Source organism: Variovorax pasteuri, from assembly GCF_051216435.1.
In the GTDB taxonomy this organism is placed as follows: domain Bacteria; phylum Pseudomonadota; class Gammaproteobacteria; order Burkholderiales; family Burkholderiaceae_C; genus Variovorax.
The window spans coordinates 333,536-359,983 of the sequence record NZ_JBPJZS010000005.1 but is presented as its reverse complement, the minus strand read 5'-3'; the positions used below and the strand labels follow the sequence as shown (position 1 = coordinate 359,983).

Below are 26,448 nucleotides of genomic sequence, written 5' to 3'. Positions count from 1 at the left end.
CAACGGCGCCGCGCCTTACAGGCTCTGCACCTGGACCGGGGTTCCGGGCTTGCCGCCCGATTGTGGCGCGATCACCAGGTAGCGCTTGCTGTCCGTGGGCGTCGCGCCCTGGATCTGCTGGCGGATCGGGCCGATGGCGTTCACGATGGCGGCGCCCGCGGGGTTGGTCATGAATTTCGCCAGCGGCTGCAGCGTGCCGTTGCCGTCCGGCTGGTCCGACAGCGCGAGCACGTAGGGCTGCCTGGGCACGAGACCCGTGGCCGAGGCCTGCAGCACCTGCAGCAGGCCCTGGTCGAACAGCGCAACGCTGGTCGGCGGGTTGCCGGTGGACGAGGCTTTCCGTGCCTCGGGCGTCACCAGCGCAAGGTGCGCGACCTGGCCCGACAAGCCGGGGGCCTGAAGGCCCTGCGTGCCGTCGCCCGCTTCTACCGGCACGGCGTTGGGCACGTACGCGATGGCCTGGGGCGCCTGGCCCACGGGCACGGTCGCGACCACGGTGTTGCTGTCGGTGTCGATGGCCGCGAGCGCATCGGCGTTCTCCAGGCCCACGTAAACGCGCTTGCCGTCGCCCGAAGGCCAGATGCCGTGCGGCAGCTTGCCCACGGGAATCGTGGCGACCTGCGAGAAGTCGTCGGTGCGGAACACCTTGACCACGTTCAGGCCGCCGATGGTCACGTAGGCGAAGCTGCCCTTGCGGTTGGTGACGAAATTCACGTGGTTGGTGATCGGGCCCGTGTCGAAGGACTTGATCACCGCGAACGGCGGCTTTGCGTCGAACACCATCGTGCGGCCCACGTCCTTGAGCGTCATCCACACCTGCCTGCCGTCGGGCGAGGCGGCGATGTTGGGGCAGAAGGGGCTGTCCTGCTTCACGCGGCCCACGGTCTGTTTGGTGGCGGTGTCGATCACCACCGTCTCGGGGTTGAACGACGAGCAGACGTAGCCGTACTTGCCGTCGGGCGAGAAGATCTGCATGCCGGGGCCGCCGGGCGTGGTGATGCGTGTCTTCTCCTCGAAGGTGGCCGCGTCGAGCACCGACACGTAGTTCTCGCCGCGCACCGTGACCCACACCTCCTTGCCGTCGGGCGTGAAGAAGGCCTCGTGCGGCGAGCGGCCGACATAGGTGGTGTGCTTGACCGCGTTGGTGGCGGTGTCGATGAAGGTGACGGAGTTCGAGCCGATCGAGACCACGGCCAGCGTGCGGTGGTCCGGCGAGAAGCCCATGCCGTGCACCAGCACCTGGCCCTTGTAGAGCGGGCTGAAGTTGCCGGGCGACGGGTCGCCCAGGCGAATCACGCCGAGCAGCTTGTTGTCGACCGGGTCGGTGACCGACACGGTGTTGGAGAACTGCTCGGCGGTGTAGACGCGGTCGCGGTGGCTCATGGGGACGTCGGCGTCGGCGCTGGCGCCCGGCGCCTGCCCGGCCTGCGCGCACGCGGCAATGGCGGCCAGCGCGGTGGCGGCCAGGATGTGGAAGAGGCTGTGCTTTTTCATGTTGTCGCTCTGGGTGGTGAAGGGGCTGCGAAAGCTGCGGGCGAAGAGGCGGACTACATCCGCCCGACCTGCGTGGGCGCGGCGGCCGAGGGCGGCAGCGGCTGGCCGAGCGCCAGGCGCATCGCGGCAATTTCCTGCTGCTGCTCGACGATGATTTCCTGGGCGATGCGGCGCAGCTGCTCGTTGCCGCCATGGCGCAACTCGGCCAGCGCCATGTCGATCGCGCCCTGGTGGTGGGCGATCATCATGTCGGCGAAGTCGCGGTCGACGTCGCCGGAGGGCTTGATGTTCATGCCGGCCATCATCTTGGTCATGGCGGCGTCGTTCTCCGCAGCGAAGCCGGCCTCGGCCGGGTCGCGGGTGGTGCAGATGTCCATCAGCCCGGCCATCGCGGCCGCGCCTGCGCTGCCGGGCGGCATGTGTGTCGCGGCAAGAGCCGCCGCGGCACAGGCGATGGCCGCGATGCCTACAGCCAGTGCGCCGGGGCGCAGCAAGCCGCGTCGAAATTTCATCTGCATGGGTGTCCTCTTCGTGGATGGCACTGGGCCGTCACAGAGGTAGACACCGCGGCCGGGGGCTTATTCCGGCGGGGCGAAAAGAAATGCGTCGCCGGGCGTGCCGCTGCGCTGCGGCACCGCCGGGTCGGCCGGTCGCGTCAAGCCCCGACGCGGCCGGCGCAAGCCTCGTTCACAGCAGGTCAGCGGGCTGCGTCTGCCCGCACCGGCAGCACCCAGCCGGGCCGGATGAAATGGCAGGTGTACCCGTCGGGCCGATGCTCCAGGTAGTCCTGGTGCTCGGGCTCGGCTTGCCAGAAGTCGCCTGCGGCAGCGACCTCGGTGACCACCTTGCCCGGCCACAGGCCCGAGGCGTCGACATCGGCGATGGTGTCCAGCGCCACGCGCCGCTGCTCATCGCTGGTGTAGTAGATCGCCGAGCGGTAGCTCAGGCCCACGTCGTTGCCCTGGCGGTTCTTCGTGCTCGGGTCGTGCAGTTGGAAGAAGAACTCCAGCAGCTTGCGAAAGCTGATGCGCTCGGGGTCGAACACGATCTCGATCGCCTCGGCATGGGTGCCGTGGTTGCGGTAGGTGGCGTTGGGCACGTCGCCGCCCGAATAGCCCACCCGCGTGGAAAGCACGCCGTCGTAGCGCCTGAAAAGCTGCTGCATGCCCCAGAAGCAGCCACCGGCGAGCACTGCGCGTTCTTGACTCATGAGATCTCCTTGACTTGGTCCAGATAGGCTTCGTAGCCCTCTTGCGCCATGCGGTCCCGGGGAACGAAGCGCAACGAGGCCGAGTTGATGCAATAGCGCAAGCCGCCCTGCGCCTTGGGGCCGTCGGGGAACACATGGCCCAGGTGGCTGTCGCCTTGCGCCGACCTGACTTCGGTGCGAACCATGCCGAGGCTGGCGTCCTTCAATTCGCTGACGTGCGCCGGCTCGATCGGGCGGGTGAAGCTGGGCCAGCCGCAGCCGGACTCGTACTTGTCCGACGACGCGAACAGGGGCTCGCCCGACACCACGTCGACGTAGATGCCGGGCGCCTTGTTGTCCAGGTATTCACCGGTGCCGGGGCGCTCGGTGCCGTTCTGCTGGGTGACGCGGTACTGCTCGGGGCTCAACCTGGCAATGGCGTCCGGGTCTTTTCGATAGTCGGGCATGGGGGTCCTTCGGAGGTTTCGGGCTCCAGCTATCTGGGTCCGTGCGTGTCGATATTCAACCGGTGGACGGATTTCACCCGAAATCGCCAGGCCCCGCAGCGAACGCGGTGTTCCAGCCGCCCGCGATGGCGAAGCGGCCTGCCTCTTTTCGGGGATCCCGCAGGCCGCGATGCCGACGTGGACTGTTGCAGCCGTCGATCTGATCCGGTCCTTTGGGCCCGCAACTGATCACACAGGCGGCGAAGTTTGCCGGGCAGACTCCCCGCATGGAACATGCCCCGGATCAGCGAATGTCTTACAGCGATGACGCGGTGCCCCTGTCTGCGGCAAGCCGCGTCCCACCAGCTGCCGAACGCGCGCTCCACGACGTGCTTGACCGACTGGGGCCATCGGTTTTCGCTGGTCTGCTCGACGCCGATGGCGTTCTGCGCTATGCCAACCATGCGGCGCTGCGGGCCGTCGGGTGCACGCCGGAACAGGTGATCGGCCAACGCTTCGACACCACCCCCTGGTGGCAGGGGTGCGATCTATCCCGGCGGCGATTGCAGGGGGCATTGGCAAACGCCTTGCGCGGAGAGGCCTCGCGCTTCGATGCGCGCATCGTCACGGACGGTGTTCACACACTCGTCATGGATTTTTCGCTGCTGCCTCTGTATGGTCCTGATGGCCGGGTGGTGTGGCTCATACCTTCTGCATGCGACGTCAGCGAGCGGGAGCAGGCCCAGCGCCAATTGCTGTTGACCCGCCATGCCGTTGAACAGGCCAACGATGCGCTGTTCCTGGTGGGGCCCGACAGTGCCTTTCACGATGCCAACGCAGCCGCCTGTCGACTGCTGGGCATGGACCGCCGACAGGTGCTGCGACTGCGCGTGGCGGACGTCGACACTCAGATGGAGGGGGCGGCATGGCCCCAGTGCTGGCGCCAGCTGAGCGAGCGAGGTTCGCTGCGCTTCGAGACCAGCGTGCGCCACAACGAGGGGCATGAGATTCCGGTCTCCGTCTCCGTCAGTCTTGTGACGAGCGACGGTGAGACTTTCGCTCATGTCTGCATGGACGACTTGCGGGAGCGCCGAACTGCCGAACGCCGCATTCAGCAACTGCTGCGTTTCGACGAACTGACGGGTCTTCCGAACCGCCAGGGCCTCTTTGAAAGCCTGGCGGCCACGTTGCAGACCAGCGCCCAAACGGCGGTCCTGGTCGTGGAACTCGACCGCTTCAAGCGCGTCAACGATGGCCTCGGCCTCCAGATCGGCGACGCGGTGTTGCGTGAAATGGCGCAGCGAATCGTCGCCACCGTGCGCGGCGTCGACCTGGTGGCGCGCCGGGGCGGCGATGAGTTCGTGATCGTGATGCCCGCCCCTTCGGATTCGACGCTTCCCACGGCGCAAGCGCTGCTTGGGGTCATCGCCCAACCCCTGACGATCGAAGGCCACGAGATCCACCTGACCTGCAGCATCGGCGTGGCGGTGGCACCGGAAGACAGCGACGACGCCGATTCATTGATACGCCGCGCCAATGCCGCGCTGCAACAGGCCAAGCGGCTGGGCCGCAACCAGGTCTGCGTCTACGCCGGCGCGGTGCACGATGACGACCCCGAACGGCTGACGCTGGAGACTGCGCTGCGCCATGCGCTGCGCGACGAGCAATTTGAACTGCACTACCAGCCACAAGTCGACCTGAAGCACGGACGCATCGTAGGCGTCGAGGCCCTGCTGCGCTGGCGGCACCCGACGCTGGGCAATATCGCCCCCGATCGTTTCATCCCCATCGCCGAAGAGAACGGCCTGATCGTTGCCATCGGTGACTGGGTACTGCGTTGCGCGATAGAACAGGCGGCGGCCTGGCAACGTGCCGGGCTGCCGCCGCTGCGCATGGCGGTGAACCTGTCTGCGCGCCAGTTGGTGCAGCCTGACCTGGCATGGCGCATCGAAGGACTGCTCGCTGCGGCCGGCTTGGACCCCCGACTTTTTGGCGTCGAGGTGACCGAAAGTACGCTGATCGTCAATTTCAATCAGGCGGTGCAACACCTGCAGGCGCTCCGCGCGCTGGGCGTCGAGGTCTCGCTGGACGACTTCGGCACCGGCTACTCAAGCCTGGGCTATCTGCGCCGTCTGCCGGTGGACGTGGTCAAGATCGACCGCTCGCTGGTGCCAGACGTGGCGGCACCGGCTGAAGATGTGTCGATCACGCGAGCCATCATCACCATGGCGCACCGGCTGCAGATGAAGGTGCTTGCCGAAGGCGTCGAGAGCGAAGGCCAGGCAGCCTTGCTGGCCGCCAACCGATGCGACCAGATGCAGGGATATTGGTTCAGCGCCGCGGTGACGGCTGCCACGATCGAGACGATGCTGCTCGAGGGACGTCAGGTTGATCCTGTGCTGCTTGGACAGCGCTCCGAGCAGCGCACCTTGCTGCTGGTTTGCAGCGATGAAAGCACCGTCGCAGCGCTGCGCCGGCATCTGCTCACCGACGGCTGGCAGGTACTCGACGCCCCCGACGCCGAGCAGGCACGGCAGCTGATGGCACGACAACAGGTGGACGCGGTCCTTTCTGAGCACCGCATGCCGAAGATGGCCGGCCTGCAAATGCCTGGCGGGCTTGGCGCGGACAACGAGCATTGATTGCCGCCAGAAATCGACCCGGTACCTCCCGCGCCTGCAGTCCACTGCCTTGTTCCCCGGCCCAGGGCTCTATTCCCTGGTCCACGACTTCATTCCCCGTAGCCGGCAGCCGGCGCACCGGGAATACCCTCTTCCGGCCCCGAAGTCTTCTTGCCTACATTTCTTGTATGCAAGACAAGGCGTTGCTTGCATGCAAACCTTGACAACACGGACAACAGGAGCCCCCATGCCTCGCTTCGCCAAATCGCTTTTCGGTCAGGTGGTCATCGCGCTGGTGCTGGGCGTGCTCGCGGGGCTGTTCGCCCCCGAGTACGCCGTCAAGCTCAAGCCGCTGGGTGACGGGTTCATCAAGCTGATCAAGATGATCATTCCGGTGCTGGTGTTCTGCGTGGTGGTGCACGGCATTGCCGGCGCGGGCGACCTCAAGCGCGTGGGCCGGGTGGGTGTGAAGGCGCTGATCTACTTCGAGGTGCTGACCACCATCGCCCTGGCCATGGGCCTGGTGCTGGCCTTCGTGTTCCAGCCCGGCGCGGGCATGAACGTCGACCCGGCCAAGCTCGACCCGGCCGCGATGAGCGCCTATGCGTCGAACGCCGACAAGCTCACCAGCGGCGGCACGGTCGACTTCCTGATGAAGCTCATTCCCACCACGGTGGTGAACGCCTTCGCCACCGGTGACGTGCTGCAGGTGCTGCTGTTCGCGGTGCTGTTCGGCTGCGCGCTCACGCTGCTGGGCGAGCGCGGCAAGCCCGTGGCGGCGGTGATCGACGCAACCTCGCTGGTGCTGTTCAAGATCATGGGGATCATCATCAAGCTGGCGCCGCTGGGCGTGCTGGGGGCCATCGCCTTCACGGTGGGGCAGTACGGCGTCGGCTCGCTCAAGCAGCTGGGCATGCTGGTGGCGCTGTTCTACGGCGCGGTGCTGATCTTCGTGTTCGTGGTGCTCGGCCTGGTGATGCGCCTGTCGGGCTTCAGCCTGATCAAGCTGCTGCGCTACCTGCGCGAGGAGCTCACCATCGTGTTCGCCACCACCTCGTCGGACAGCGTGCTGCCGCAGATCATGGCCAAGCTGCGCCGCATGGGCATCCGCGACTCGACGGTGGGGCTGGTGATTCCGACGGGCTACTCCTTCAACCTCGACGCGTTCTCGATCTACATCACGCTGGCGGCCGTGTTCATCGCGCAGGCCACCAACACGCCGATCTCGATGGCCGACCTGCTGACCATTCTTGCGATTGCGCTGGTCACCTCCAAGGGCGCGCACGGCGTGCCGGGCTCCGCCATCGTGGTGCTGGCGGCCACGCTGCACGCCATTCCGGCGATTCCGGCCATCGGGCTGGTGCTCGTGCTGTCGGTGGACTGGTTCATGGGCATCGCCCGCGCGCTGGGCAACCTGATCGGCAACTGCGTGGCCACGGTGGCCATCGCAGCGTGGGAAGGCGACATCGACCGCGAGCGCGCGCACGCAGTGCTCGACGGGCGCTATTCCCCCGACGACGAACCGCTGGCCGATGCCGTCGTGCTGAACACCGGCACCGCCCCAGCCTCCAGCGCCCATTGAACCGCCCCCTGCCCATGCCTGCCGCCGACGTCAGCCCCACCGCCATTGCCGAACGCGTGGTCGAGGCCATCCTCGCGCAGAAGCTCGCACCGGGTGAGCGGCTCGGCGAGCAGGCGCTGGCCGAGAACTTCTCGGTGAGCCGCACCATGGTGCGCGAGGCGCTGATGCAGCTGCAGGCGCGCGGCTTCGTGGAGGTGCAGTCGCGCCGCGGCTGGTACGTGGTGGAGCCTTCGGCCGAAGAGGCGCGCGACGCGTTCTCGGCGCGGCGCATCGTCGAGGCCGGCATCCTGGCCGCGAGCGAGGGGCGGCCGCTGGCCAAGGTGATCCGCACGCTGCGCGACCACATCGCCGACGAGCAGCGCGCCATCGACGGCGCCGATGCCGCCACGCGCGCCTTCCTGCTGGCCGATTTCCATGTGTGCCTGGCCGAGCAGATGGGGCACCAGCTGCTGGTGGACGTGCTGCGCGACCTCACGGCGCGCACCACGCTGGCCGCCACGCTGTACCAGTCGACGCACGAGGCCTGGCAGTCGTGCGCGGAGCACGGCGCCATCGTCGAGGCGCTCGAAGAGGGCGACACCGGCAAGGCCCGCCAGCTGATGCTGGCGCACATCGGCAACGTGGAGCGCGCGCTCGAGGTCGACGCCGCCGCCGAGCCCGACGCGCCGAGCCGGCTGCGCGCCACGCTGGCGCCCGTGGCGCTGCCGCGCGCGAAGCGCTGACGTCGGCGCCGGAAGGCGCCGGAACTCGCCGCACCAGGGCGCGCCCGCTGACACGTTGCCGCTTACCGGCTCGGCTACAGTCCGAGTCACATATGAACTCTCCCCAACTCCAGCGCGGCGTCTTCCTCGCCCTTCTCGCCGCTGTCACTGGTGCCTTCATCTGGGTGCTCCTGCCGTTCTTCGGGGCAGTGCTCTGGGGCGTGGCGCTGGCGATCCTGTTCACGCCGCTGTACAAGTGGCTGCTGCGCAAGATGCGCGGCAAGCCCAACGCCGCCGCACTGTCCACGCTGGCGATCTGCCTGTTCATCGTGATCCTGCCGCTGGCCATGATCGGCGTGTCGCTGGTACAGGAGGTGGCGCTGGTCACGCAGAACATCCGCTCGGGCCAGATCAACTTCGCGGCCTACTTCCAGCAGATCCTGGACGCGGCGCCGCAGTGGCTGCTGAACCTGGTGGAGCGCTTCAACCTGGGCGACATGGCCGCATGGCAGGCGCGCATCTCGGCCGGTGCCGCGCAGGGCAGCCAGGTGGTGGCAAGCCAGGCGCTCACCATCGGGCAGAACACCTTCGACTTCGTGGTCAGCTTCTTCGTGATGCTGTACCTGCTGTACTTCCTGGTGCGTGACGGCGCCACGCTGTCCAAGACCATGCGCGACGCCGTGCCGCTGGCCAAGCCGCACACGCACTACCTGCTGAACAAGTTCACCACCGTGATCCGCGCCACCGTGAAGGGCAACGTGGCCGTGGCCATCGCGCAGGGCACCATCGGCGGGCTGGCCTTCTGGTTCCTGGGGGTGCAGGGCGCGCTGCTGTGGGCGGTGCTGATGGCGTTTCTTTCGCTGCTGCCGGCCGTGGGCGCGGCCCTGATCTGGGGGCCGGTGGCCATCTACTTCCTGGCCACCGGGCATTTCTGGCAAGGCGGCGTGCTGATCTTCGTGGGCGTGTTCGTGATCGGGCTGGTCGACAACATCCTGCGCCCGCTGCTGGTGGGCAAGGACACGCAGATGCCCGACTACATCGTGCTGATGTCGACCATCGGCGGCATGGCGATCTTCGGCATCAACGGCTTCGTGATCGGGCCGGTGATCGCGGCGCTGTTCATGGCGGCGTGGAGCCTGTTCGTGGACTCCGGGCACGTGGGCAACGGGCACGAGAGCCTCGACGCGCCGCAGCCGACGCCCGAAGCCGCCGAACACGCAAGGCACGGGCAGCAAGGCGCCCAGGACCGCAAGAAGGGCTGACGCCCCGGCGGGCGCCGGCCCGCCCGGTTCCCGCCCGCGCGCACCTTGCGCACTTGGCGCACCCATTCCGGCGCTTCGTCGCATGGCACTGGGCTCTGCAGCCGACCTGCGGGATCGTCGGGCCTCCAACTTCCGAAAAGGCCCGCCATGCATGTTTTCTCTCTCCTGTCCCGCCCGGCCGTGCGCGCCCTGTGCACCGCCGCGGCCCTGGTCCCGCTGGCGCCACTCGGGGCCCTGGCTGCCGACCTGAGCCTGAGCGTCGCCGACGGCCCGGCGGCGGAAGCCACGCTCTACGTCGCGCTCTACAACGACGCCGCCGGCTACACCGCCAGCAAGGCCGTGGCATCGCAGACCGCGCCCATGCAGGGCGGCAAGGCCCGGCTGGTGTTCGCGGGGCTGGCACCGGGGCGCTACGCGCTGCGGGTGTTCGCCGACGAGAACGGCAACGGCAAGCTGGACACCAACCTCATGGGCATGCCGACGGAGCGCTACGGCTTCTCCAACGACGCCAAGGGCAACCGCGCCCCGCCCGACTTCGAGGCCGCGGCGTTCAGCGTCGACGCCGACCTGCAGACCGTCATTCACCTGCGCTGAAGGAGCCCGCCATGGAACGCCGCGAACTCCTGCGCCTGCTCGCCACTGCCGGCGCCCTGCCGCTGCTGGGCCCCTTGAGCCCCTTGGCCTCTCTGGCGCGCGCTGCCGGCTCCGAAGGCACTGACAACTGGCAGGCCCAGTTCGAAGCCGCAGGCGCGCCCTGGAAGACCGCCTTCGCCACGCCCCCGGGCGACCTGCCGCTGACCCGCGCCACGGTGCGCGGGCGCTTCCCCGACGCGGTGGCCGGCACGCTGTTTCGCATCGGGCCCGCGGGCCACGACCTGGGCGGCGAGCGCTACCACCACTGGTTCGACGGCGACGGCATGGTGCATCGCTTCGTGATCGACGGTGCCGACGTGCGCCACCAGGGCCGCTATGTCGCCACGCCCAAGCGCACGGCCGAGGTGCAGGCCGGCCGCCGCCTGATGGAAGCCTTCGGCACCATGCCGCCGGGCGTCGAGCCGCCGACCTCGGCTGACAGCATCAATGTGGCCAACACCAGCGTGCTGCCGCTGCAGGGCGAGTTGCTGGCGCTGTGGGAAGGCGGCTCGGCCACCCGTGTGGATGCGCGCACGCTGGACACGCTGGGCGTGAAGACCTGGCGCGCCGACCTCGCGGGCATGCCTTTTTCGGCGCACCCGAAGGTGGACCCGGACGGCACGGTGTGGAACTTCGGCGTCAGCTCGGGCCAGGGCCTGCTGGCGCTGTACGAGATCGCGCCCGAGGGCACGCTGCGCCGCGCGGCGGTGGTGCCTGTGGCCGACATGCCGATGGTCCACGACTTCGCCGTGACGGAACGGCACCTGGTGTTCCTGATGCCGCCGCTGGTGTACGACGGCAAGCGCAAGGAGGCCGGCGCGAGCTTTCTGGACGCCCACGTGTGGCGGCCCGAGCTGGGCATGCGCGCGCTGGTGGTCGACAAGCAGAACTGGGACAAGCGCCAGATGCTGGCGCTGCCGACCGGCTTCCTGTTCCACGTGGGCAACGCCTGGGAAGAAGAGACGCCGCGCGGCACCTTGATCCACGTCGACTATGTGCGCTCGGACAACGCCGACACGGTGTTCACGACGAACCGCGAGGTGATGCGCGCGCGCCGCGTGAAGAGCACCGACCCGCACCTGACCGTCGCCACGCTGAACCTGGCCACGGGTACGGGCACGCAGACGGCCCTGGCGCAGGAGGCCGAGTTTCCGCGCATCGATCCGCGCCGCGTGGGCCTGCGCCATCGCCAGGTGGTTCACGCCACGCAGATACGGCGCGACCTGCCGGGATTCGGCGCGGTCGCACGCACCGACGTCGAGACCGGCCGCAGCCAGCGCTTCAGCTACGGCGCGCAGGCGATCGTGGAAGAGCATGTCTTCGTGCCGGACGGCCCGAAGCCGGGGTGGGTGCTGGGCACGGTGCTCGACTTCGGCCGGCAGAAGACGGTGCTGTCGTGCTTCGCCGCAGATCAGCTCGGGGCCGGTCCGGTGGCGCAGGCCACGCTGCCTTACACACTGCCGCTGGGCCTGCACGGCGCCTTCGTGCCGGCCTGAACGAGAGGGAGGGAGAGGGAGCGAAGGTGGCGCGCCCTCAGGCGGCCCACCAGCCTTCGTCGAAGCGCCCCTGCAGGAAGGCCACGAAGCCCGACACCTTGCCCGGCACCAGCTTGGGAGAAGGAAAAACGGCGTGGATCTCCTGCTCGGGCAGCGCGTGGTCGCCGAGCACCTCGCGCACCTTGCCCGTGGCCAGCGACTCGCTCGCCACGTAGCGTGGCATCAACGCAATGCCCAGGCCGTCGCGCGTCGCAGCCAGCACCGCCGACAGGTTGTTCGAGCGGAAGCGGCCCGACACCGGCACCGTCACCGGGTCGCCCTTGGGCGTGTGCATGCGCCAGAACTCGTCGCCCACCACGCTGCTGTAGATCAGCGCCACATGCGCGCCCAGGTCCTGTGCGCGCCTGGGCGTGCCGTGCTTCTTCAGGTAGGCCGGCGAGGCGACCATGACCCACGGGTTGGCGCCCAGGTAGCGCGCGCCCAGCGACGAATCGGCCAGCTTGCCCATGCGGATCGCGATGTCGATGCCCTGCGCGATCAGGTCCACGTAGCGGTCCTCGAAGCTCAGGTCGAGCTGCACCTGCGGGTGCCTTTGCATGTATTCCAGCGCCAGCGGCACCACCACGCGCCGCCCGAAGGCCACCGAGGTGCCCACGCGCAGCAGGCCCTGCGCCTGGTTCTGGCGCAGCTGCACGATGCTCTCGGCCTCCTCGGCATCGCGCACGATGGTCTTGCACTTCTCGTAGTACAGCGCGCCGGGCTCCGTGAGGCTCACGCCGCGCGTGTTGCGGTTGAGCAGGCGCACCTTCAGCCGCGCTTCCGTGGCCGCGACCTGCTTGGTCACGGTGGGCTGCGTGGTGTTGAACTCGCGCGCCGCCTTCGAGAAGCTCCCGGTCTCGACCACGCGCACGAACATTTCCATTGCCAACAATCTGTCCATGGGCCGGATCGTAGCCAGTTATTCCATGGCGGAATAGGTTTTATGGCCTCCAGCCGTCTTCTTCGAACACGCCCCGCTTCCTACAGTGGGCCCACCTCAAGGAGACATGCAAATGGCAAAGATGACAGCGGTCCAGGCCGCGGTGCTGGTGATGGAAAAGGAAGGCGTGACGCAGGCCTTCGGTGTGCCGGGCGCGGCGATCAACCCGTTGTATTCCGCGCTGCGCCAGCGCGGCAGCATCGCGCACATCCTCGCGCGCCACGTGGAGGGCGCCTCGCACATGGCCGAGGGCTACACGCGGGCCGTGGCCGGCAACATCGGCGTGTGCATCGGCACCTCGGGCCCGGCGGGCACCGACATGATCACGGGCCTGTACTCGGCCTGGGCCGACTCCATTCCCATCCTGTGCATCACCGGCCAGGCGCCGCGTGCGCGCCTGTACAAGGAAGACTTCCAGGCGGTGGACATCGAGTCGATCTCCAAGCCGGTCACCAAGTGGTCGGTCACGGTGCGCGAGCCCGGCCAGGTGCCGCAGGTGTTCCAGCAGGCCTTTCATTTGATGCGCTCGGGCCGCCCGGGCCCGGTGCTGGTCGACCTGCCCTTCGACGTGCAGATGGCGCAGATCGAGTTCGACATCGACGCCTACCAGCCGCTGGTGCCCTACAAGCCCGCAGCCACGCGAGGCCAGATCGAGAAGGCCCTGGGCATGCTGAACGCGGCCGAGCGCCCGCTGATCGTGGCCGGCGGCGGCGTCATCAACGCCGACGCGGCCGACCTGCTGGTGCGCTTTGCCGAGGCCACCGGCGTGCCGGTGATTCCCACGCTGATGGCCTGGGGCGCGATACCCGACGACCATCCGCTGATGGCCGGCATGTGCGGCCTGCAGACCAGCCACCGCTACGGCAATGCGACGATGCTGGCGAGCGACTTCGTGCTGGGCATCGGCAACCGCTGGGCCAACCGCCACACCGGCTCGGTCGAGGTCTACACCAAGGGCCGCACCTTCGTGCACGTGGACATCGAGCCCACGCAGATCGGCCGGGTGTTCACGCCCGACTTCGGCATCGTGTCGGACGCCAAGGCCGCGCTCGAGCTGTTCGTGCAGGTGGCCGAGGAAATGAAGGCCGCGGGCAAGCTGCCGTCGCGCACAGCATGGGCCGGCGAATGCCGCGACCGCAAGAAGACGATGCTGCGCAAGACCAACTTCGCCGACGTGCCCATGAAGCCGCAGCGCGTGTACCAGTGCATGAACAACCACCTGGAGCGCGACACCTGCTACGTAAGCACCATCGGCCTGTCGCAGATCGCGGCGGCGCAGTTCCTGCACGTGTACAACCCGCGCCACTGGATCAACTGCGGCCAGGCCGGCCCGCTGGGCTGGACCATTCCCGCCGCGCTGGGCGTGCGCGCTGCAGACCCCACGCGCAAGATCGTCGCGCTCTCGGGCGACTACGACTTCCAGTTCATGATCGAGGAGCTGGCCGTGGGTGCGCAGTTCAAGCTGCCGTACCTGCACATCGTGGTCAACAACTCCTACCTCGGGCTCATCCGCCAGGCGCAGCGCGGCTTCGAGATGGACTACTGCGTGCAGCTGGCGTTCGACAACATCAACGCGGCGCCCGACAGCGGCATCGAGCGCAGCTACGGCGTGGACCACATGAAGGTGGTCGAAGGACTGGGCTGCAAGGCGATCCGCGTTCGCAAGCAGGACGAGATGGCGCCCGCCATCGCCCGCGCCGAGGCGCTGATGGCCGAGTTCAGCGTGCCCGTGGTCATCGAGGTGATGCTGGAGCGCGTGACCAACATCGCGATGGGCACCGAGATCGACGCCATCAACGAATTCGAACCGCTGGCCGAGAGCACGGCCGACGCACCCACGGCCCTCGCGGTGGCCATGCTCGATTGAGAAGGAAAGACATGCCCAAGTTCGCAGCCAACCTCACGATGCTCTTCACCGAGCTGCCCTTCATGCAACGCTTCGAGGCCGCCGCCTGCGCGGGCTTCAAGGGCGTGGAGTACCTCTTTCCCTATGCTTTCGACAAGAAGGAACTCGCCGCCGCCCTGCGTGCCAACGGCCTGCAGCAGGTGCTGCACAACCTGCCGGCCGGCGACTGGGACCAGGGCGAGCGAGGCATCGCCTGCCATCCCGAGCGCACGGGCGAATTCATCGAAGGCATCGGCATGGCGATCGACTACGCCAGCGCGCTCGGCTGCCCGCAGGTGAACTGCCTGGTGGGCAAGGTGCCCGCGGGCGTGAGCGCGGAAGCGGCGCACCGCACGGTGGTCGGGAACCTGCGCATTGCCGCGCGAGAGCTGGAAGCGGCGGGCCTGCGCCTGCTCATCGAGCCGATCAACACCTTCGACATTCCCGGCTTCTTTCTCACGCGCACCGATCAGGCGCTGGCGCTGATCGACGAGGTCGGCTCGGCCAACCTGCGCGTGCAGTACGACATCTACCACGCACAGCGCATGGAAGGCGAGCTGGGCAACACGCTCGCCAGGCACCTGGCGCGCATCGGCCACATCCAGCTGGCCGACAACCCCGGCCGCGGCGAGCCGGGCACGGGCGAGATCAACTACCCGTGGCTGTTCCAGCACATCGACGCGCTGGGCTACGACGGCTGGATCGGCTGCGAATACAAGCCCCGCAGCGGCACCGTCGACGGCCTCGGCTGGCGTGAAGCGCTCACGGCAGGACAACAGCAACCGCAATAAGCACCGGACAAGGAAACGCAGACATGACAACGCAACAGAAAATCGGATTCATCGGCCTCGGCATCATGGGCGCACCCATGGCGGGCCACCTGCTCGACGCGGGCCACCAGCTGTTCGTGAACACCCACGGCAACACGCCGGAGCCCTTCGTGTCGAAGGCCACCATCTGCGCCTCGGCCGCCGAGGTCACGCGCCAGTCGGACATCGTCTTCATCATGGTGCCCGACACGCCCGACGTGGAGAAGGTGCTGTTCGGCGAGCCGGGCAAGGACGGCGTGGCCGCTGGCCTGAAGGGCTCGAGCGGCAAGATCGTGGTGGACTGCAGCTCGATCGACCCGATCGCCACGAAGGACTTCGCACGCCGCATCGCCGCCGCGGGCGCCGGCTACGTCGACGCACCGGTGTCGGGCGGCGAGGTGGGCGCCAAGGCCGCGAGCCTGACCATCATGTGCGGCGGCGATGAAGGCAGCTTTGAGCGCGTGAAGCCGCTGCTCGAGCGCATGGGCAAGAACGTGACGCTGGTGGGCGGCGTGGGCGACGGGCAGGTGTGCAAGGTGGCCAATCAGATCATCGTGGCGCTGAACATCGCGGCCGTGAGCGAGGCGCTGGTGTTCGCCTCGAAGGCCGGCGCCGATCCGGCGCGCGTGCGCCAGGCGCTGATGGGCGGCTTCGCGAGCTCGCGCATCCTCGAAGTGCACGGCGAACGCATGATCAAGCGCACCTTTGCGCCGGGGTTCCGCATTTCGCTGCACCAGAAAGACCTGAACCTGGCAATGCAGAGCGCACGCACGCTGGGCGTGTCGCTGCCGCAGACGGCGGGGGCCGCGCAGCTGATGAACGCATGCGCGGCGCTGGGCTACGGCCAGCTGGACCACTCGGCGCTGGTGCGCGCGCTGGAGGCGCTGGCACAGCACACGGTCACCCCCGACTGAACACCGGGCTGTGCTCAGGTCTTGGCTGCGTCCAGCGACTCTTTCAGGTTGCGCCGGCGCCATGCCCAGGTCTTCACGGCCTGCGGCAGGATGCCCAGGCACGACGCGTAGTACGTCACCTTGAAGCCCCAGAAGCGCGGCCCGATGGGCGTGTCGCGGAACAGGTCGCCGGCCAGGATGGACAGCAGCGCCTCCTGCATGCGCCAGACGTTGCGCGGCGCCATGAACAGGCGACGGATGGCCGGCGAGGTGATGCGGTAGATGAACCACGAGAACATCTTCGGCCCGTGCTTCATGACCTTCTCGTAATGGCGGAAGGCGCGCTCGGCCTCCTTCGCCTCGCCCTTGAGCCAGTGGTCGGCGGCGGTGGCGGCCTCGAAGCCGCTGTTCATCGCCAGGTACACGCCCGAGGAGAACATCGGGTCGACGAAGGCGTAGGCGTCGCCGACCATCATGAAGCGGTCGCCGCGGCAGAACTTGGAGTCGTAGGCGTAGTTGCCGGTGGAGGTGGCGCCCTCCATCAGCGTGGCGTTCGCAAGGCGCGCGGCCAGCTTGGGCGCGAGCGCGATGGTTTCCATCAGGAAGTCTTCCAGCGAGCCCTTGCGGCGCTTGAAGTAGGCGGGCGACGCCACCGCGCCCACGCTCACCGTGCCGTCCTTGAGCGGGATGTACCAGAACCAGCCATGGTCGAACCAGAACAGCGAAATGTTGCCCTCGAAGCGGCCCGGCCGGCGCTCGGCATTGGCAAAGTGGCCGTACAGGGCGGCGCTGGCGTGCTTGCGGTTGCGCTGCTTCACGTCGAACTGGTTCGACAGCAGCGTGTCGCGCCCGCTGGCGTCGATCACGAAGCGCGGACGCCAGGCGGTCTCGGTACCGTCGTCGGCCCTGACCTTCACGGCCGGCCGGTTGTCCGGCGTGCCCTTGCCCGCGTCCATGTCCACGCCCGTGACGCGCTGCCCCTCGAAGGTGCGCGCGCCGCGCTTGCCGGCGTGGCGGAACAGCAGCTCGTCGAATTCCGAGCGGCGCACGTGCACCGCGTACGGAAAGCTCTTGTCCATCGCCTGGCCGAAGTCGAAATGGCTGGTGTGGTCGTGCCAGGGCGAGACGAACTCAGCGCCGTGCTTTCTGATGCCGATGGCCTCCACCTCGGTGCGCACGCCCAGGCGGTCGAACAGCGGCATGTTCATGGGCAGCAGCGACTCGCCGATGTGAAAGCGCGGATGCTGCGCTTTCTCGATCAGCACCACGTCGTGCCCCTTGTCCGCCAGCAGCGCGGCCACGGTGGAGCCCGAAGGGCCGCCGCCGATGACCACGACGTCGGGGTCGGTGGTGGTGAAAGGTCTTGTACTCATGCGCTGCCCCTCCGTTGTCGTTTTGTAGTGTCGGTTGACATGGCCTTGTTAACCTTGATTGGCTATGGTTAACAGTCGCGAAGTTTAGCGAACCGGCCGTCCTGTCCCGCGCATGCGATGGGTTCAGGCGTTTTCGGCATTTCCCCCGTAAGAACAAGCCGCGCTTTTGCGGTAGCCTCGTTGCCCGTCCGAACCAAGGAGACTTTCATGGCTGCACCCCTTTCCCCCGCAGAAGAAGCACTTCGCGAGGCAGCGCGCGAATACCACCGCTCGCCCGTCAAGGGCAAGATCTCGATCACCCCGACCAAGCCCCTGCTGAACCAGCGCGACCTGTCGCTGGCCTATTCGCCGGGCGTGGCCTATCCCTGCCTCGACATCGCGGCCGACCCCTCGCTGGCGACCGAATACACGGCGCGCGGCAACCTGGTGGGTGTCATCACCAACGGCACGGCCGTGCTGGGCCTGGGCAACATCGGCCCGCTGGCCGCCAAGCCGGTGATGGAAGGCAAGGGCTGCCTGTTCAAGAAATTCGCCGGCATCGACGTGTTCGACATCGAGCTGGCCGAGAACGACCCCGACAAGCTGGTTGAGATCATCGCGGCGCTGGAGCCCACGCTGGGCGGCATCAACCTCGAAGACATCAAGGCGCCCGAGTGCTTCTACATCGAGAAGAAGCTGCGCGAGCGCATGAACATTCCGGTGTTCCATGACGACCAGCACGGCACGGCCATCATCTCGGCCGCAGCCCTCCTCAACGGGCTGGAGCTGGTCGGCAAGAAGATCGAGGACGTGAAGATCGCCGTGTCGGGCGCCGGCGCCGCCGCCATCGCCTGCCTGGACGTGATGGTCGGCCTGGGCGCCAAGCCCGCCAACATCTACGCCTGCGACTCCAAGGGCCTGATCTATGCGGGCCGCGCGGGCGGCTTCGACGAATCGAAGGCACGCTACGCCCAGCAAGACACCGGCGCCCGCACCTTGGCCGACGTGGTCAAGGACGCCGATGTGTTCCTGGGCTGCTCGGCACCCGGTGTCATGAGCGCCGAGATGGTCAAGACCATGGGCACGCAGCCCATCATCCTGGCGCTGGCCAACCCCGAGCCCGAAATTCGCCCCGAGCTGGCCAAGGCCGTGCGGCCCGACTGCATCATCGCCACGGGCCGTTCGGACTACCCGAACCAGGTCAACAACGTGCTGTGCTTCCCGTACATCTTCCGCGGCGCGCTCGATTGCGGCGCCACCAAGATCACGGAAGAAATGAAGCTGGCCTGCGTGCGCGAGATCGCCGACCTGACCAAGGCCGACATCAGCGAAGAGGTGGCCACCGCCTACGCCGGCCAGGAGCTGGCCTTCGGCCCCGACTACATCATTCCGAAGCCCTTCGATTCGCGGCTGATCCTGCGCATTGCGCCGGCCGTGGCCAGGGCTGCCGCCGCGTCGGGCGTGGCGACCCGCCCGATCGAGGACATGGAGGCCTACCGCCAGCACCTGACGCGCTTCGTCTACCAGACCGGCATGTTCATGCGCCCGGTGTTCACCGCCGCCAAGCTGGCCACCGCCAAGCGCGTGGCCTACGCCGAAGGTGAAGACGAGCGCGTGCTGCGCGCCGCCCAGTGGGCCGTGGACGAAGGCCTGGCCAAGCCCATCCTGGTGGGCCGCCCGGCCGTGATCGAGGCGCGCATCCAGAAGGCCGGCCTGCACATCCGCGTGGGCACCGACTTCGAGATCGTGAACCCCGAGGACGATCCGCGCTTTCGCACCTACTGGGAGAGCTATCACAAGCTCATGGGCCGCCGCGGCGTGACGCCGGAGGCCGCCAAGACCATGGTGCGCCGCTCCAACACCACCATTGCCGCGCTGATGCTGCACCTGGGCGATGCCGACGCCATGATCTGCGGCCTGGTCGGGCGCTTCGACGTGCACCTGGAGCACATCCGCAACCTGATCGGCCTGAAGCGCGGCGCGCCGGGCTTCGCCACGCTGAACGCGCTGACGCTGGACAAGCGCACCGTGTTCATCACCGACACCAACGTGAACGAAGACCCGACCGCCGAGATGCTGGCCAGCATCGCGGTGATGGCCGCCGATGAGGTGCGCCGCTTCGGCCTGCCGCCGAAGGTGGCCTTCCTGTCGCACTCGAACTACGGCACCTCCAGCCGCGGGTCGGCGCGCAAGATGCGCCTGGCGCGCGACCTGTTCGCGCAGATGGCGCCCGACATCGAATGCGACGGCGAGATGCACGGCGACGCGGCCCTGTCCGAAGACGTCCGCCGCACCGCCCTGCCCGAGACCACGCTCAGCGGCGAGGCCAACCTGCTGGTGTGCCCGAACCTGGATTCGGCGCACATCCTCTACAACGTGCTGAAGATGACCGGTGCCAACGGCATCACGGTGGGCCCGGTGCTGCTGGGCGCGGCCAGCTCGGCGCACGTGCTGACGCCGTCGTCGACGGTGCGCCGCATCATCAACATGACGGCGCTGGCGGTGGCGAAGGTGACGGTCGACAAGTAAGCGGCGGGAACGGCAGGCTCAGGCGTGGAACGGTGAGGCCATCGGCACATCGGCCGGGTCGAACACCTTCCATGCCAGCAGCTCCTCGTTTTCCGGCGGCGGCTCGCTGCCGCCGACGCGGCTGGGCTTCCAGTCGAAGCGCTGCCTGGTGTCGGCCAGCGCCTCGGCGCGCTTGAAGGCAGCCAGCGCCCAGTCGATCACCGGCGCGCCCAGCACGTCCTGCAGCTGGCGGTAGAAGCCGAACTCCAGCGTGCAGCCGAGGATGAGCGCCTCGGCGCCGTCTTCGTCGATGGCGCGGCGACCCTGTTCGATCATGCGGCGCACCGTGTCGTCACGATCGCGCTGGAAGTCTTCCACGCCCAACTGCAGCGCGCGGCACGAGGCCAGCAGGTGCCCATGGCCGTACTCGCGCACGCGCGACTCGATGCGCGGCACCCACTTGCGGCGCCCCACGATCACCGACACCTTCTGCGCCAGGTTCGATGCCACCTCGAAGGAGGCCTGGCACGGCGCGACCACCACCGTCTCGCTCGAGATCTCGCGGGCCTCGACCAGCACCGGATCGTAGAAGCAGCCGAGCACCACGGCGTCGAAGCGCTTGACGGCGGCGTCGCGCACCACTCGCACGATGTCGGCGCCCAGCAGCGCCTCGTAGCTCTGGTACTCGACGTGGTGACGCACCGAGGCGTTGCGCAACGAGACCACCTCGACCTCGGTGCCGGGGTTCTTCACCTCGGCGAATTCACGGGCGAAGCGCTCGTTGTAGGTGTCGTTGCCGACCGTCCGGATCCATCGCACGCGCAGTGTCATGGCGGCTTCTCCTTGTGGGGGTTGCAGCGCTCAGGCCAGCGCTTCTTCGTCGTTTTCGGGCGCGAAGGCCTCGCCCAGCGACTTTTCCAGTGGCCGGTAGAGCTCCGGCATGAACATCGTGCGCGACAGCAGCAGCCGCGCGCGCGGCGCCACCAGCACGCGCAGCTTCGCGCCTTCGCGCACGTGGGCCGACACCACCGGCTTGCCCTCGTCCGAGAAGGTCATCACCAGGTCGGGGAAGCGCGCGATGCGCTGTCCTTCCTGTTCCAGCAGCATGTACTCGTTGATGAAGCGCAGCGTGGTGCGCACCGGGTCGTCGAGCTCGACGATGCCCACGTCCAAGCCTTCCTGCTGCTCGCAGCGATAGCTGCGCACCGTGCCCTCGGCCACGATGCGCCCGTGCAGCGAATTCACCACGGCATCGACGCCGCCGTCCAGATACGCCTGGCCCAGCGCAATGGCATGGCTGATGGCGCCCGGCGCGCCGTGCTGGCAGGCATAGCCCACGTTCACCGGGTTGCGCGCCACAGCCACCAGGCCGCCCGCTTCCACTGACGCGCGGCGCACCACGGCGGAAGTCTGCTCCAGCCGGCCCGAGACCACGCCCTCTACGTAGCGGTTCGATTCGCCGCCAGCATAGGCCTGCACCGAGAGGTAGTCCGGCTCGGTGTGCAGGCCCAGCGCACCCATCACGCTCGAGGGGTGCGCGCGGCCGTTGCAGGCCAGGTCGATCACCGGCAGGCCGCTCATGGCGGCATGGAACCAGCCGTTGACCGTGGTCTCGGCGCCGTTCTCGTTGGCGTGCAGGCCGACCAGCTTGCGGCCCGTGGGCAGTTCGCGGCGCAGCAGCTCCAGCGTACGCAGCAGGTGCGCGGGCTGCACGTGCGGATCGGGCGCGGCCGGGGCACCCACGAGCGCCATGGTGGCGGTGAGCGCGGACGGGTCGAACTCGTCCACGCTCCACAGCTGCGGCGTGCCCACCTGCAGCGCCAGCCGCGCGGCACGCTCGCCGGAGGCGATGAGTCCGCCGCCGCCGCCGCCCAGGATGGCGCCGCCCCAGATGGCCGCGCGGATGTCGTCGCTTGTCAGATTGCGTTTCATGGATGCGTTGTTCCTGTGTGTGATGAAAAGAAAGCGGGAGGGGGCTACTTGCGAACGCTCTTCAGGACGCCGGAAAAAAAGCTGTAGAGCGCGTCGCCGGCAATCACGCCGCCAGCGAACACCTCGAGCTTTTCGCGCGCGGAAACGCCCAGCACACGGTGCGCGACCAGGCGGCAGGCGATGCCGGCCGCGACCATCCAGCCGGCCATCGGGCTGGCGATGAGCAGGCCGGTGGCGAACAGCACGCCGAGTTGCTGGCGCGCGCCGCCGAGTATCTGCAGCACGGCGCCCGGCACGGCCCACAGCGCGAGGTTGCGCGCGGTGTCGCCCGAGATGCCGGCCTTGATGGCGGCCACGTAGGCTGCGTTGATGGGCGCCGTCTGGTGGTTGGCGAAGAACATGCTGTACGTGCAGGCGACCACGACGATGGCCACCGCGAAGCCCACCATGCCGGCGATCATCTGTTCGCGCCGACCCTCGGTTTCGAAGGGCGTGCCGGAGGTCTCGCCGCGCAGGATGTGCCCGGCCTTCAGGTCGTAGCCCATGTCGGCGAAGGCAGGGCCGGTGGCGGCGGAGAAGCCCGCCAGCACCACCAGCGCCTCGGGCGGAAAGCCGATGAGGATGCCGACCAGCAGCGAGATCAGCGCCACCGCGAAGGCTGGGAACCAGCCCGAGTGCATGGCCGCAATGCCCACGATCAGCTCGTGCACGAAGGCCGCAAAGGTGCCGTAGACGACGAAGCACACCAGCATGCCGGGCGACATGCCCGTGTACACGCCCGTGCCCACGGCCAGCAGCACCATGATGGCGAGGTAACCGACGCTGCCCAGGCGCAGCGAGCGGCCGAGCGCGGTGGCGCCGCGGGCCTCTTGCGCGGCGAACGAGGCCGAAGCACCCGGCGTGGCACCGCGCTTCTTCAGCACCACGCGTCCCACCTGCACCAGCGCCACGATGCCCGCGCCGATCATCATCCCGTGCGGCACGTAGAGCGCGCCGATGTCCAGCCCGAACAGCGGCGCCGAATACCCGCGCACCAGCAGGCCGACGCCGAAGGCGATCATCGCGCCCAGCCCGCCGATCAGCGCCACGCCGAAGGCCGACATCGGCAGCTTGAACACCGCGCCCGCCACGCCCGTGGCCAGGCCGCCCAGCAGCAGCCAGGCCTGCTTGCCGCCGCCGTCGCCCGCCTTGATGGCCTCGGCGGCCGCAATGCCCAGCGGCCATGGGTTCTTCGCGGGGAAAGCGGGCGTGTCGAACATGCGGTAGAGCAGCCAGGCGTCCAGCAGCATCGCCAGGCTCACGCCGACGAGCATCGGCACCACCATGTCGGGCAGCCCGAACAGGAACGGGATGCCGATCGGCAGGAACAGGCTGTTGGCCGCACCGAAGGTGGCCGACGAGATGCTGGTCTGCGCCAGGTTCTGCGCGTGCACCGAGCGGAAGCCGCGGAACATGGCCAGCGGCACGCGCGCCAGCGTCATGGCCGCCAGTGCGCCGATCAGCGAGGTGCTTGGCGTGATGCCCAGGCTCGCCAGCATCTGGATGCCGACGATGGCGCCGAACACGCTCAGCACCACGGTGAGGATCAGGTTGGCCGGGGCCAAGGCCTTCGGGTGCAGTTCGGCGTGTTGCTGCGCTTGCGCAGGGGCGGCACTGTCGGCCTGCAGCGGTGCGGCCGCCGTCACCTCATGGTTCATGGTCATTCCTTTGTAGTTCCATTTTATGGAACTCAATCCAATAAAACTGAACCAATGATAGAACCGCTCGATGCGCTGTCAAGGCCGGTTTCACCCGGATCGGGTCGCCGCCCGGCGCGTCGAACCTATGATCGCCAACCGCCACCACCCCAAAATATGAGCACTCTCGCCAACGCCATGGACGTCCTGAAGCTGATTGCGCGGCTGCGCCGCGACATCACGGTGACGGACGTGGTGACCGAGCTGGGCCTGCCCAAGAGTTCCGCCTCGCGCACGCTCAGCATGATGGCCGGCTATGGCTTTCTCGACCGCGACCCCGCCACGCGGGCCTACCGCCCGGGCGGCGTGATCATGGAAGCCTCGTACCACTTCCGTGCCTCGCGCAACGCCGCCTCGCTGGTGGAGGAAGCGCTCGACGCGCTGGTGCGCGAAACCGGCTTCACCGGCTACGTCAACGTGCTCGATGGCACCGACACGCTGGTGATCCAGATGCGCACCGGCACCGGTGCGCTGCAGATCTACACGCCACCGGGCAGCCGTGCGCCGGCCTACTCGAGCGCCATGGGCCGCGCGCTGCTGGCCCGCCTGGACGACGGCGAGGTGGCCGCGTTGCTCGGCCTGCAACTCGACAAGGGCCGCGGCGACGCACCGAAGACCCGCAAGGAACTGCTCGCGCGCTTGGCCGTCATCCGCGAGACTGGCTGGGCGCTGTCGCGCGGCGAGTACGTGACCAATGTGGCCGGCATCTCGTCGGCGGTGTTCGATGCGGCCACGCGCCAGACCTACGCCTTCGGCCTGGCCATCCCTGCCGAGCTGCTGACGCAGGCGCTGATCGATCGCTTCGGCGCCATCGTGCGCGACGCCGCGGCAGGCGTCGGAAAGAGCGTGGGCGATCCGTATTGGCTTGGTTTTGGTGCGACAAACCCCTGAAATCAAAGGGATTTCCCACGAAAGGTGCCAATAGCGCACCACCATGATTCGCAGGAAGGGTTCGCACCAATCACGTGCGGGCACCGTTTTTGCTTGAATGCGGAAGACCTACCTTGCATTCACCTTTCACGGATCGATCCCGCATGAACAAGCGCCACCTGCTCCAGTCCTTCCTCGCCGCCTCGGCCCTCAGCTTCGGCCTCACGTCGGCCTTTGCCCAGGCCCCGACGCCGATCAAGTTCCAGCTCGACTGGCGCTTCGAAGGACCGGCCGCGCTGTTCCTGCACCCCGCCGCTAAGGGCTACTTCAAGGCAGCCGGCCTCGACGTGAGCATCGACGCGGGCAATGGCTCGGGCGGCACGGTCACGCGGGTGGCCTCGGGCGCCTACGACATGGGCTTTGCCGACCTCGCGGCGCTGATGGAGTTCCACGCCAACAACCCCGACAGCCCTAACAAGCCGGTCGCGGTGATGATGGTCTACAACAACACGCCCGCCTCGGTCATGGCGCTCAAGAAGAGCGGCATCACCAAGCCCGCCGACCTCACGGGCAAGAAGCTCGGCGCGCCGGTGTTCGACGCGGGCCGCCGTGCCTTCCCGATCTTTGCCAAGGCCAACAACATCGGCGCCGTCAACTGGACCGCCATGGACCCGACGCTGCGCGAAACCATGCTGATGCGCGGCGACGTCGACGCCATCACCGGCTTCACCTTCACCTCGCTGCTCAACCTGGAAGCGCGCGGCGCCAAGACGGCCGACGTGGTGGTGCTCCCCTACCCCGACTACGGCGTGAAGCTGTACGGCAACGTGATCATCGCGTCGCCCAAGCTCATCAAGGAGCACCCCGAGGCGGTGAAGAAGTTCCTCTCGGCCTTCGCCAAGGGCGCGAAGGAAGTCATTGCCAACCCGGCCGTGGCCATCGAGTCGGTGAAGGCGCGCGACGGCATCATCGACAGCAAGCTCGAAACGCGCCGCCTGCAGCTCGCCATCGACACCGTCATCAACAGCGCCGACGCGCGCGCCGAAGGCTTCGGCGCGGTCAACGCGGGCCGCATGTCGCTGATGGCCTCGCAGGTGTCGGACGCGTTCAACACCAAGACGCGCGTGAGCCCCGACGCGGTGTGGACTGCGGCCCTGCTGCCGCCGGCGGCCGAACTGAACGTCCTGAAGAAGTGATGGCCAGCGACGCAGCGCAAGCGGCCGCCCCTTTCGTCGACTTCCAGGACGTCTGGCTCGCCTACAACGAGGAACTGCTGCGCGAGAACCACTTCGCGGTCGAGGCCATCGACCTGAAGGTCAAGCGCGGCGAGTTCATTGCCATCGTCGGCCCCTCGGGCTGCGGCAAGTCGACCTTCATGAAGCTCACCACGGGGCTGAAGATGCCCTCGATGGGCAAGATCCGCATCGACGGGCAGCCCGTGACCGGGCCGCTGAAGATCTCGGGCATGGCCTTCCAGGCGCCGTCGCTGCTGCCGTGGCGCACCACGGTCGACAACGTGCTGCTGCCGCTGGAAATCGTGGAGCCCTACCGCTCCAGCTTCAAGGCCAAGCGCAAGGAATACGTCGAGCGCGCGCGCAAGCTGCTGCAGAAGGTGGGCCTTGCGGGCTATGAAGACAAGTTTCCGTGGCAGCTCTCGGGCGGCATGCAGCAGCGCGCAAGCATCTGCCGCGCGCTCATCCACGAACCCAAGATGCTGCTGCTCGACGAGCCCTTCGGCGCGCTCGACGCGTTCACGCGCGAAGAGCTGTGGTGCATCCTGCGCGACCTGTGGACCGAGCAGCAGTTCAACGTGATCCTCGTCACGCACGACCTGCGCGAATCGGTGTTCCTGGCCGACACGGTGTATGTGATGAGCAAGAGCCCGGGGCGCTTCGTGGTCAAGCGCGACATCGAGCTGCCGCGCCCGCGCGAGCTGGAGCTCACCTACACCAAGGAGTTCACCGACATCGTGCTCGAACTGCGCAGCCACATCGGCGCCATCCGCAACACCGGCATCAGTGCCGCGCAGACCGCCGCCGCGGTGTCTCACTGAGGTCGCG

The 26,448-nt window shown here is 68.0% G+C and carries 22 protein-coding genes; 13 read left to right on the top strand and 9 right to left on the bottom strand.

Translation table 11 applies throughout. The annotated features are described in order from the left end of the window. Positions 1 to 15: 15 nt before the first annotated feature. The 4 genes from ACSFBM_RS20665 to msrB all read right to left on the bottom strand — a co-directional run bounded on the left by ACSFBM_RS20665 (position 16) and on the right by msrB (position 3,150). A complete protein-coding gene (locus ACSFBM_RS20665) occupies positions 16 to 1,494 on the bottom strand; it encodes a YncE family protein (RefSeq protein ID WP_435486047.1) in 1,479 nt (492 codons plus the stop codon). 53 nt (positions 1,495 to 1,547) lie between these two features. Beyond that, entirely contained in the window at positions 1,548 to 2,012 is a 465-nt protein-coding gene (locus ACSFBM_RS20660; RefSeq protein ID WP_435486046.1) for a DUF305 domain-containing protein, read from the bottom strand. Positions 2,013 to 2,191: 179 nt separating this feature from the next. Beyond that, positions 2,192 to 2,704: a peptide-methionine (S)-S-oxide reductase MsrA gene (gene msrA / locus ACSFBM_RS20655; RefSeq protein WP_435440672.1), complete on the bottom strand. Its 513-nt coding sequence runs from the start codon at positions 2,702 to 2,704 to the stop codon at positions 2,192 to 2,194. Beyond that, a complete protein-coding gene (gene msrB, locus ACSFBM_RS20650; protein WP_435486045.1) occupies positions 2,701 to 3,150 on the bottom strand; it encodes a peptide-methionine (R)-S-oxide reductase MsrB in 450 nt (149 codons plus the stop codon). Before msrB ends, msrA begins: the two co-directional genes overlap by 4 nt. A gap of 290 nt (positions 3,151 to 3,440) precedes the next feature. Here msrB and ACSFBM_RS20645 point away from each other — a divergent pair, with 290 nt between their 5' ends. The 6 genes from ACSFBM_RS20645 (at position 3,441) to ACSFBM_RS20620 (ending at position 11,424) form a co-directional block, all read left to right on the top strand. Continuing rightward, positions 3,441 to 5,771 carry an EAL domain-containing protein gene (locus tag ACSFBM_RS20645; protein WP_435486044.1) on the top strand — a complete coding sequence of 777 codons (2,331 nt, stop codon included), beginning with the start codon at positions 3,441 to 3,443 and terminating at the stop codon, positions 5,769 to 5,771. Between the two features lie 226 nt (positions 5,772 to 5,997). Beyond that, on the top strand, positions 5,998 to 7,332 hold the full coding sequence (locus ACSFBM_RS20640; protein ID WP_435486043.1) for a C4-dicarboxylate transporter DctA: 1,335 nt from the start codon (positions 5,998 to 6,000) through the stop codon (positions 7,330 to 7,332). A 14-nt stretch (positions 7,333 to 7,346) separates the two neighbouring features. Next, positions 7,347 to 8,054 carry a GntR family transcriptional regulator gene (locus tag ACSFBM_RS20635; RefSeq protein WP_435441592.1) on the top strand — a complete coding sequence of 236 codons (708 nt, stop codon included), beginning with the start codon at positions 7,347 to 7,349 and terminating at the stop codon, positions 8,052 to 8,054. 92 nt (positions 8,055 to 8,146) lie between these two features. After that, complete coding sequence (locus ACSFBM_RS20630; protein ID WP_435486042.1) at positions 8,147 to 9,295, top strand: AI-2E family transporter; 1,149 nt, start codon at positions 8,147 to 8,149, stop codon at positions 9,293 to 9,295. Between the two features lie 147 nt (positions 9,296 to 9,442). Further along, positions 9,443 to 9,889, top strand: coding sequence for a DUF2141 domain-containing protein (locus ACSFBM_RS20625; protein ID WP_435486041.1), 447 nt, complete (start codon positions 9,443 to 9,445; stop codon positions 9,887 to 9,889). Positions 9,890 to 9,900: 11 nt separating this feature from the next. Next, entirely contained in the window at positions 9,901 to 11,424 is a 1,524-nt protein-coding gene (locus ACSFBM_RS20620) for a carotenoid oxygenase family protein (RefSeq protein ID WP_435486040.1), read from the top strand. A gap of 37 nt (positions 11,425 to 11,461) precedes the next feature. On the opposite strand, the gene ACSFBM_RS20615 is transcribed toward ACSFBM_RS20620, so the two are convergent. Continuing rightward, positions 11,462 to 12,364: a LysR family transcriptional regulator gene (locus ACSFBM_RS20615; RefSeq protein ID WP_435441588.1), complete on the bottom strand. Its 903-nt coding sequence runs from the start codon at positions 12,362 to 12,364 to the stop codon at positions 11,462 to 11,464. A gap of 112 nt (positions 12,365 to 12,476) precedes the next feature. On the opposite strand from ACSFBM_RS20615, the gene gcl reads away from it, so the two are divergent. From gcl to ACSFBM_RS20600, 3 genes are read left to right on the top strand one after another with little or no spacing between them, the layout of a single operon-like run. Continuing rightward, positions 12,477 to 14,270, top strand: coding sequence for a glyoxylate carboligase (gcl, locus tag ACSFBM_RS20610; RefSeq protein ID WP_435486039.1), 1,794 nt, complete (start codon positions 12,477 to 12,479; stop codon positions 14,268 to 14,270). Positions 14,271 to 14,281: 11 nt separating this feature from the next. After that, a complete protein-coding gene (gene hyi, locus ACSFBM_RS20605) occupies positions 14,282 to 15,079 on the top strand; it encodes a hydroxypyruvate isomerase (RefSeq protein WP_435486038.1) in 798 nt (265 codons plus the stop codon). A gap of 23 nt (positions 15,080 to 15,102) precedes the next feature. Continuing rightward, the gene (locus ACSFBM_RS20600) at positions 15,103 to 16,011 is read left to right on the top strand and encodes a 2-hydroxy-3-oxopropionate reductase (protein ID WP_435486037.1); all 909 of its coding nucleotides are present in this window, start codon (positions 15,103 to 15,105) and stop codon (positions 16,009 to 16,011) included. 14 nt (positions 16,012 to 16,025) lie between these two features. Here the strand turns inward: ACSFBM_RS20600 and ACSFBM_RS20595 are convergent, their stop codons facing one another. Then, positions 16,026 to 17,363: an NAD(P)/FAD-dependent oxidoreductase gene (locus tag ACSFBM_RS20595; RefSeq protein ID WP_435486036.1), complete on the bottom strand. Its 1,338-nt coding sequence runs from the start codon at positions 17,361 to 17,363 to the stop codon at positions 16,026 to 16,028. Positions 17,364 to 17,570: 207 nt separating this feature from the next. Between ACSFBM_RS20595 and ACSFBM_RS20590 the strand changes: the two genes are divergently transcribed. Then, complete coding sequence (locus tag ACSFBM_RS20590; protein ID WP_435486035.1) at positions 17,571 to 19,871, top strand: NADP-dependent malic enzyme; 2,301 nt, start codon at positions 17,571 to 17,573, stop codon at positions 19,869 to 19,871. Between the two features lie 18 nt (positions 19,872 to 19,889). Here ACSFBM_RS20590 and ACSFBM_RS20585 read toward each other — a convergent pair whose 3' ends face one another. From ACSFBM_RS20585 to ACSFBM_RS20575, 3 genes are read right to left on the bottom strand one after another with little or no spacing between them, the layout of a single operon-like run. Continuing rightward, positions 19,890 to 20,681, bottom strand: coding sequence for an aspartate/glutamate racemase family protein (locus ACSFBM_RS20585; protein ID WP_435486034.1), 792 nt, complete (start codon positions 20,679 to 20,681; stop codon positions 19,890 to 19,892). A 30-nt stretch (positions 20,682 to 20,711) separates the two neighbouring features. After that, positions 20,712 to 21,782 carry an S-methyl thiohydantoin desulfurase domain-containing protein gene (locus tag ACSFBM_RS20580; protein WP_435486033.1) on the bottom strand — a complete coding sequence of 357 codons (1,071 nt, stop codon included), beginning with the start codon at positions 21,780 to 21,782 and terminating at the stop codon, positions 20,712 to 20,714. Positions 21,783 to 21,826: 44 nt separating this feature from the next. Beyond that, complete coding sequence (locus tag ACSFBM_RS20575) at positions 21,827 to 23,479, bottom strand: OPT/YSL family transporter (RefSeq protein ID WP_435486032.1); 1,653 nt, start codon at positions 23,477 to 23,479, stop codon at positions 21,827 to 21,829. Between the two features lie 156 nt (positions 23,480 to 23,635). Here ACSFBM_RS20575 and ACSFBM_RS20570 point away from each other — a divergent pair, with 156 nt between their 5' ends. The 3 genes from ACSFBM_RS20570 (at position 23,636) to ACSFBM_RS20560 (ending at position 26,441) form a co-directional block, all read left to right on the top strand. Then, positions 23,636 to 24,409 (top strand): IclR family transcriptional regulator, encoded by a 774-nt coding sequence (locus ACSFBM_RS20570; protein ID WP_435486031.1) that lies wholly within the window; start codon positions 23,636 to 23,638, stop codon positions 24,407 to 24,409. A gap of 143 nt (positions 24,410 to 24,552) precedes the next feature. Next, positions 24,553 to 25,584: an ABC transporter substrate-binding protein gene (locus ACSFBM_RS20565; protein WP_435441581.1), complete on the top strand. Its 1,032-nt coding sequence runs from the start codon at positions 24,553 to 24,555 to the stop codon at positions 25,582 to 25,584. Continuing rightward, positions 25,584 to 26,441: an ABC transporter ATP-binding protein gene (locus tag ACSFBM_RS20560; protein WP_435486030.1), complete on the top strand. Its 858-nt coding sequence runs from the start codon at positions 25,584 to 25,586 to the stop codon at positions 26,439 to 26,441. Before ACSFBM_RS20565 ends, ACSFBM_RS20560 begins: the two co-directional genes overlap by 1 nt. The last annotated feature ends 7 nt before the right edge of the window (positions 26,442 to 26,448 follow it).